The sequence below is a fragment of the Salinicola sp. CPA57 genome (genome assembly GCF_003206035.1).
Lineage (GTDB): Bacteria > Pseudomonadota > Gammaproteobacteria > Pseudomonadales > Halomonadaceae > Salinicola > Salinicola socius.
Genome location: NZ_PZJR01000004.1, coordinates 92,476 through 99,337, shown reverse-complemented (window position 1 = coordinate 99,337; position 6,862 = coordinate 92,476). Strand labels below are relative to the sequence as shown.

The 6,862-nt window shown below is 63.4% G+C and carries 7 protein-coding genes; 4 read left to right on the top strand and 3 right to left on the bottom strand.

Annotated elements, in window-relative coordinates; all coding sequences use genetic code 11:
• The 3 genes from DOM36_RS06440 to DOM36_RS06430 all read right to left on the bottom strand — a co-directional run.
• On the bottom strand, window positions 1-285 hold a 285-nt coding region (locus DOM36_RS06440; protein ID WP_110642069.1), incomplete at its 3' end, for a type II toxin-antitoxin system RelE/ParE family toxin.
• 197 nt (window positions 286-482) lie between these two features.
• Entirely contained in the window at window positions 483-1,532 is a 1,050-nt protein-coding gene (pyrC, locus tag DOM36_RS06435) for a dihydroorotase (RefSeq protein ID WP_110642051.1), read from the bottom strand.
• A 67-nt stretch (window positions 1,533-1,599) separates the two neighbouring features.
• Entirely contained in the window at window positions 1,600-2,808 is a 1,209-nt protein-coding gene (locus DOM36_RS06430) for an MFS transporter (protein ID WP_110642049.1), read from the bottom strand.
• Window positions 2,809-3,012: 204 nt separating this feature from the next.
• Here DOM36_RS06430 and gmk point away from each other — a divergent pair, with 204 nt between their 5' ends.
• The 4 genes from gmk to DOM36_RS06410 all read left to right on the top strand — a co-directional run bounded on the left by gmk (window position 3,013) and on the right by DOM36_RS06410 (window position 6,833).
• Window positions 3,013-3,678: a guanylate kinase gene (gmk, locus tag DOM36_RS06425; protein WP_075569444.1), complete on the top strand. Its 666-nt coding sequence runs from the start codon at window positions 3,013-3,015 to the stop codon at window positions 3,676-3,678.
• Window positions 3,679-3,790: 112 nt separating this feature from the next.
• Window positions 3,791-4,048, top strand: coding sequence for a DNA-directed RNA polymerase subunit omega (gene rpoZ / locus DOM36_RS06420; RefSeq protein ID WP_071230451.1), 258 nt, complete (start codon window positions 3,791-3,793; stop codon window positions 4,046-4,048).
• A 121-nt stretch (window positions 4,049-4,169) separates the two neighbouring features.
• The gene (locus DOM36_RS06415; protein ID WP_075569445.1) at window positions 4,170-6,326 is read left to right on the top strand and encodes a RelA/SpoT family protein; all 2,157 of its coding nucleotides are present in this window, start codon (window positions 4,170-4,172) and stop codon (window positions 6,324-6,326) included.
• A 117-nt stretch (window positions 6,327-6,443) separates the two neighbouring features.
• On the top strand, window positions 6,444-6,833 hold the full coding sequence (locus DOM36_RS06410; RefSeq protein ID WP_075569446.1) for a RidA family protein: 390 nt from the start codon (window positions 6,444-6,446) through the stop codon (window positions 6,831-6,833).
• Window positions 6,834-6,862: the final 29 nt, after the last annotated feature.

Below are 6,862 nucleotides of genomic sequence, written 5' to 3'. Positions count from 1 at the left end.
CCCGGGGCGATTCATCTCGGTTTTCTTCTGGAAGCAGTGAAGGATGTAGATAGCATCCTGTCGCTTCGCGATATAGAACGTTCGATAGGCTCCGGTTTCGTCCTTTACCCTGATTTCATAAACCCCGTTACCTACGGTTTTCATGGGTCTGGAGTCTTCGGGCTCCAAGCCAGCTTGGACCAGTCCAATCTGGTAACCCATATCTTGCTTCGCTGCCTGAGGAAAAGCTCGTAGCCGATCCAGCGAGTCTCCGCAGAATTCAATCGGCTTTTCTTCTCTTGCCATGATGAACCCTTAACCGGTAGCGCCACATTATATCGAACTCGATATAACAACAAGATGATACCCGGACTATATTGGTCTTCGAACTGACCATAATGGTTCTTCAGACTGGCGGCATGGGTTCATCTTTCGGTCAGAAAGATTTCAGGAAAAATCAGAAGGCCGGTATCAACCCACTCGATCCTGATTCGCCCTGCGAATCAATCCACCGCCACCGACCAGCTCAGAGATTCGCCAGCCTGGTAGGGGACGAAGGTATTGTCACCTTCGCCCACCGATTCGGCGACCGGTGTCGGCTGGCGCGTCAGGGTGACATGACTTTCGTTGAGCGGCAGGCCGTAGAAGCGCGGGCCGTTCTCGGAACAGAACGCTTCGAAGTGTTCGAGCGCGCCTTCCTGCTCAAAGACGTCGGCGTAGACCGAGAGCGCCGCTTCGGCGTTGAACACGCCGGCGCAACCACAGGAGGTCTCCTTGGCGGCGGTGACGTGGGGCGCGGAGTCGGTGCCGAGGAAGAAGCGCGGGTGACCGCTGGCGACCGCCTTGCGCAGTGCCTGCTGGTGCTCGCCGCGCTTGAGAATCGGCAGGCAGTAAAGATGCGGTCGGATGCCGCCGACCAGCATGTCGTTGCGGTTCTGGGCCAGATGCTGCGGAGTCAGCGTGGCGCCCAGGAACTCGTCGCCTTCCAGCACGAACTGGGCCGCTTCCCGGGTGGTAATGTGCTCGAACACGACCTTCAGCTCGGGGAACTGGCGGCGAATGTCGGTCATCACCTCGTCGATGAAATATTTCTCGCGATCGAAGATATCGATCTCGCCGCGCGTCACCTCGCCGTGAATCAGCAGCGGCATGCCGATCCGCTGCATCACTTCCAGCAGCGGATAGACGTCCTGAATCCGTTTGACGCCGTGCTGGGAGTTGGTGGTGGCGTTGGCCGGATAGAGCTTGGCCGCGGTGAACAGCCCATCGGCGTGGCCGCGCTCCAGTGTCTCGCGGTCGACGCTCTCGTTGAGATAGCAGGTCATCAGCGGGGTGAAATCGTGCCCGGCGGGAATCGCCGCCACGATGCGCCCGCGATAGGCGCTGGCCGCCTCGATCGTGGTCACCGGCGGCACCAGGTTGGGCATCACGATGGCGCGGGCAAACGTCCGGCTGGTATAGGGCAGCACCGTCTTCAGCACCTCGCCGTCACGCAGATGCAGGTGCCAGTCGTCGGGGCGGCGGATGCGAAACGTGTCGGGCGAAGCGGTCATCGGGAACTCCTGGCAGTCGGTGGGACGAATCGGCGCTCATGATACCAGAGCCTGTCGCTCAGGCTGATCAGGCGTCCGACGATTCACCCTGACGTGACGGCCGCAGCAGCATGGCCAGCGCCACGCAGCAGAGCAGTGCCACCAGCAGCGCGAACAGTAGCCCGGTCAGTTGCAGGCTGACGACGGAAGCCACCACGCCGATGCCGATCACCGGCAGCGAGATGGCGATGTAAGCCACCACGAAGAAGGTCGAGACCACCGATGCCTTGTGCTCCGCCGGGCTTGCCGCCGCGATGGCGCCCAACCCGGCACGGAAGGCGATGCCCTGGCCGATGCCGGCGACGGCAGGGCCGACGATGAACCCCGTCAACGTCTTCGCGCCGATGCCCCAGGCGATCAACAGCACGCCGATCAGCAAGACGCCGCAGCCGATCGGCAGACGCCGGGCCTCGGGGAGTCGCCCCTGAAGCATCTGGCCGACCGTGGAGGCGATGAACAGAAGCCCGGCCACGAAGCCGATCAGCGCCGGGTTGTGATGGCCAAGTTCCCTGCCGAGAAAGGCCGGCGTCACCGAGGTCGCGAAACCGCACACCATGAAGCCGGCAAAAGCGGCAATCGCCGCGGGAACGAAAACGCTGCGGACCCCTTCGGGCACGCCGAGCCGCTGCACGCTCAGCCGTATCCGCGCCGGTCGCTCCACCGTCTCGGGCGCCCGCCAGAGGCAGAGCACGGCCAGCAGGACCAGGGCGAGGTGGACGACGTAGGGAAGGATCAACGGCATCGGGAACGCCACCGCCAGCACCCCGGCGAGCATCGGCCCCAACCCCAGCCCGCCCATGTTGGCCGCGGTGGCAACCAGCGGGCCGACCCGCTTCCAGGCGTCGGGCACCAGCTCCATCACCGCGACGGTGGCGGTACCGGTGAAGATGCCGGCCGAGATACCGGACAGCACGCGGCCGGTCAGGATCATGCCGAGACCGCCGGCATGCCAGAACACCACGTCGCTCAACGCCGAGGCGGCCAGACCGGCGAACAGCATCGGACGCCGTCCCAACTGATCCGACCAGCGCCCGGTCAGCAGCAGCGCGCCTATCACGCCGGCGGCGTAGACCGCGAAGATGATCGTGATCGTCAGCTGGGAGAAGCCGAACTGCTGCTGATAGATCGGATAGAGCGGCGTCGGCATGGTGGTGCCGATCATCGTCGCCGCGAAGGCCAGGGCAACACCCAGAAATGGGCCGGCGCGACGCTTCTGGGCAGTCTGGGAAGGGGTCATGAACATCCTTGTCGATCAGAACGACCTTCGAGGCAAGGCCGCATGGAACGAATGGCAACGCGCATTGTAGCCGATAGTCCGTCGCCGCCGGCCACGATCCGACAACGGCCTCGCCGGTCGCTGTCCGGCGCGACGCCTAGCCGGGGCGTGGCATTTCCATGGCATAATAGGCCGCTTCACGTATTTCCGGACGGTCGTTCTGTCATGTCGCACGCTCTCTCGACGCCTCATCCTCATCCCGCTGCCAGCGCACTGGGTACGCTGTATATCGTCTCCGCGCCCTCCGGTGCCGGCAAGACCAGCCTGGTGCGCGCCCTGCTCCAGCGCAACGCGGGCATCGGCGTCTCGGTATCCCATACCACGCGGGCGATGCGTCCCGGCGAGCAGGATGGCGTCAATTATCACTTCGTCAGCCAGCCCGAATTCGAGGCAATGGTCGAACGTGGCGAGTTCTTCGAACACGCCTGGGTCTTCGACCGCCACTACGGCACCTCGCGGCTGGAAGTCGAGAAGCGCCTCGCCGTGGGCGAGGACGTGATTCTCGAGATCGACTGGCAGGGTGCCCGGCAGGTGCGTGAGCAGTCTCCCGAGGCCGAATCGATCTTCATCCTGCCACCTTCGCGAGACGCGCTCCACCAGCGACTCTCCGGGCGCGGTACCGACGACGAGACCGTCATCGCCCGGCGCATGCGTGACGCGGTCGGCGAAATGTCGCACTACGACGAGTATGAACACGTGATCATCAACGACACGTTCGAGCACGCACTGACCGAGCTCGAGTGCATCGTGCATGCGCGCCGGTCGCGCCTCGACAAGATGCAGGCGCGCCACGCCACCCTGCTCGACGAGCTGCTGAACCCCGTCGATTGAACCGCCATCGGCGGGCTCTTGTCAGATTACGCGCGACTCCAGTAGACTGCTCGGTCCCGCAGACCCCGCATCAGGGGGCGCGTTCACCCATTTTGGCAGCAGGGCTACCCCCATGGCACGAGTGACCGTCGAAGATTGTCTGGAACACATCGAGAACCGTTTCAAGCTGGTAATGATCTCGTCCCAGCGCGCCCGTCAGCTCGCACGCGGCTCCCGCGATGCGCTGCTGCCGTGGGAAAACGACAAGCCGACCGTGATGGCACTGCGCGAGATCGCCACCGGCCAGATCGGCGATAGCATTCTCGACGAGCCCGTCGAAGCCGCGCCGCCGCGCCCGCGCCCCGAGCCGACCCAGGAATACGACATCTGAACCCGGCTCCCGTCGCGACGCGCGGCCGTCAGTGCCGGCGCCACGATGTTCGAGAAACGGATTGCAGGACGAGTCGTCCATAACGGTTAGTCACACGGGTAGTCAAAAATAGGCGCGCCGCATGTTCACCATCGATGACCTGGCCGATCGTCTCGGCGGCTATCTCCCCGACGACGAGATTCAGCAGGTCAAGCGCGCCTTCTACTATGCCGAGCAGGCCCACGACGGTCAGCGGCGCCGCTCCGGCGAGCCCTACGTCACCCACCCGCTCGCCGTCGCCAATATTCTCGCCAACATGCACATGGACCATCAGAGCCTGATGGCCGCCATGCTGCACGATGTCATCGAAGATACCAGCGTCTCCCGGGAAGCCCTGGAAGCGCAGTTCGGCGAAGCCGTGGCGGAGCTGGTCGACGGCGTCTCGAAGCTGACCCAGATCACCTTCGAGGACAAGGCGGTCGCCCAGGCCGAGAACTTCCAGAAGATGGTCATGGCGATGTCCCGCGACATTCGGGTGATCATCGTCAAGCTCGCCGACCGCCTGCACAACATGCGCACGCTGGGTGCGCTGCGCCCGGACAAGAAACGCCGGATCGCCCGCGAAACCCTGGAAATCTACGCACGCATCGCCGGGCGCCTGGGGATCAACACCATTCGTGTCGAGCTCGAGGATCTGTCGTTCCAGGCGATCCATCCGATGCGTTCCGAGCGCATCAAGCGCGCGGTGGCCAGCGCCCGCGGCAATCGCCGTTCGACCATGCGCCAGATCCAGACCAGCCTGCAGCGCCGGCTCGACGAGGACGATCTGACCGGCAGCGTGGTCGGGCGCCAGAAGCATCTGCTGTCGATCTATCGCAAGATGCACGATCAGCGCAAACCGTTCGCCGAGATCATGGACGTGTTCGGTTTCCGCATCATCACCGATAGCGTCGACAACTGCTATCGCGTGCTGGGCGCGGTGCACAACCTCTACAAGCCGGTGCCGGGGCGCTTCAAGGATTACATCGCGATTCCCAAGGCCAACGGCTACCAGAGCCTGCATACCACGCTGTTCGGGCCCAGCGGGATGCCGATCGAAGTGCAGATCCGCACCCGCGAGATGGAAGCGATGGCCAACAACGGCATCGCCGCCCACTGGCTCTACAAGGCGGGTCAGACCGAGCGCCCGATCGCTGCCGGCAGTCACGCCCGCGCCCGCGAATGGGTTCGCGGCCTGCTCGAGATGCAGCGCCATGCCGGCGACTCGCTGGAGTTCATCGAACACGTCAAGAACGACTTGTTCCCTGACGATGTCTACATCTTCACCCCCAAGGGCGACATCATGGAGTTGCCTCAGGGAGCGACGGCGGTCGACTTCGCCTACAGCGTGCATACCGATATCGGCAACAGCTGCATCGCCTGTCGTATCGATCGTCATCTGGCACCGCTGTCGACGCCGCTGGAGAGCGGTCAGACGCTGGAGATCATCACTGCGCCGGGCGCGCGCCCCAACCTGGCCTGGCTCAACTTCGTGATCACCGCCAAGGCACGCTCGGCGATTCGCCATGCGCTGAAAAGTCAGCAGCGCAGCGAGGCGATCCACCTCGGACGGCGCCTGCTCAATCGCGCGCTGGGTGGCTTCGAGACCAGTCTCGAGAAACTGCCGACGGGCCGGCTCACGGCGCTGTTGAACGAGCTGGAACTCAAGACCGAGGACGATCTGCTCGAGACCATCGGCCTCGGCACCCGGCTGGCCCACACCACGGCACGACGCCTGGTCGCGAACGATCTGCCGCTCGAGGCCAACGCCGGCGAACGCAGCGCCGATCCGCTCCTGGACATCCGCCCGCACAACGGTCCGATCGTGATCAACGGCTCCGAGAGCATGTCGATCAGCTTCGCTCGCTGCTGCCACCCGCTACCGGGAGATCCGGTCATCGGCCATCTGTCGATCGGCAAGGGGATCGTCGTCCACCGGCATGAGTGTGGTAATCTCGACGAGTTGCGCGACGATCCCGACAAGCTGGTCTCGCTGACCTGGTCGAAGCAGATCGATCAGGATTTCCCGGTACCGCTGCGGATCGAAGTCGAGACTCGACGCGGCCTGATCGCCGAGCTGGCCAGCCTGATCACCGACGCCGACGCCAATATCGAGCGCATCGGCATCGAGGAACGCGATGCCAGGCTCTCGATCGTCAATCTGACCATTCTGGTCAAGGGCCGCATTCATCTGGCGCGAATCATCAAGCGCTTGCGTAACCTGAATCATATCGGCCGCATCGTTCGCGCCCGAAACTAATCGGTAAAAGCTGCCCCGCCGCGTCATGCGCGGCGGGGCAGTGTTTTTTCACGATGGCAATGCCATTGAAAAAGTATTTATGAGAAGACGCTAGATAAAGAAACTGGAGGGTACGCCATGAGCAACAAAGCCGTCATCAATACCGACAACGCCCCGGCCGCCATCGGCCCTTATTCCCAGGCGATCAAGTCGGGCAATACCGTCTATCTCTCGGGCCAGATTCCGCTAGATCCGAAGACCATGGAACTGGTCTCTCAGGAATTCGAGGCTCAGGCACGGCAGGTATTCACCAACATGGCCGCCGTATGTCAGGAAGCCGCCGGGTCGCTGCAGGATATCGTCAAGCTCAACCTCTACCTGACCGATCTCGACAACTTCGCCGTGGTCAACAAGGTGATGGAAGAGTTCTTCCGGCCGCCGTTCCCGGCTCGTGCCGCAGTCGGTGTCAAGCAGCTGCCCAAGGGCAGCCAGGTGGAAGCCGAAGCCGTGATGGTCATCGGCGACTGAGATCGCACCGCAAGGGTCGCCCGAGACTG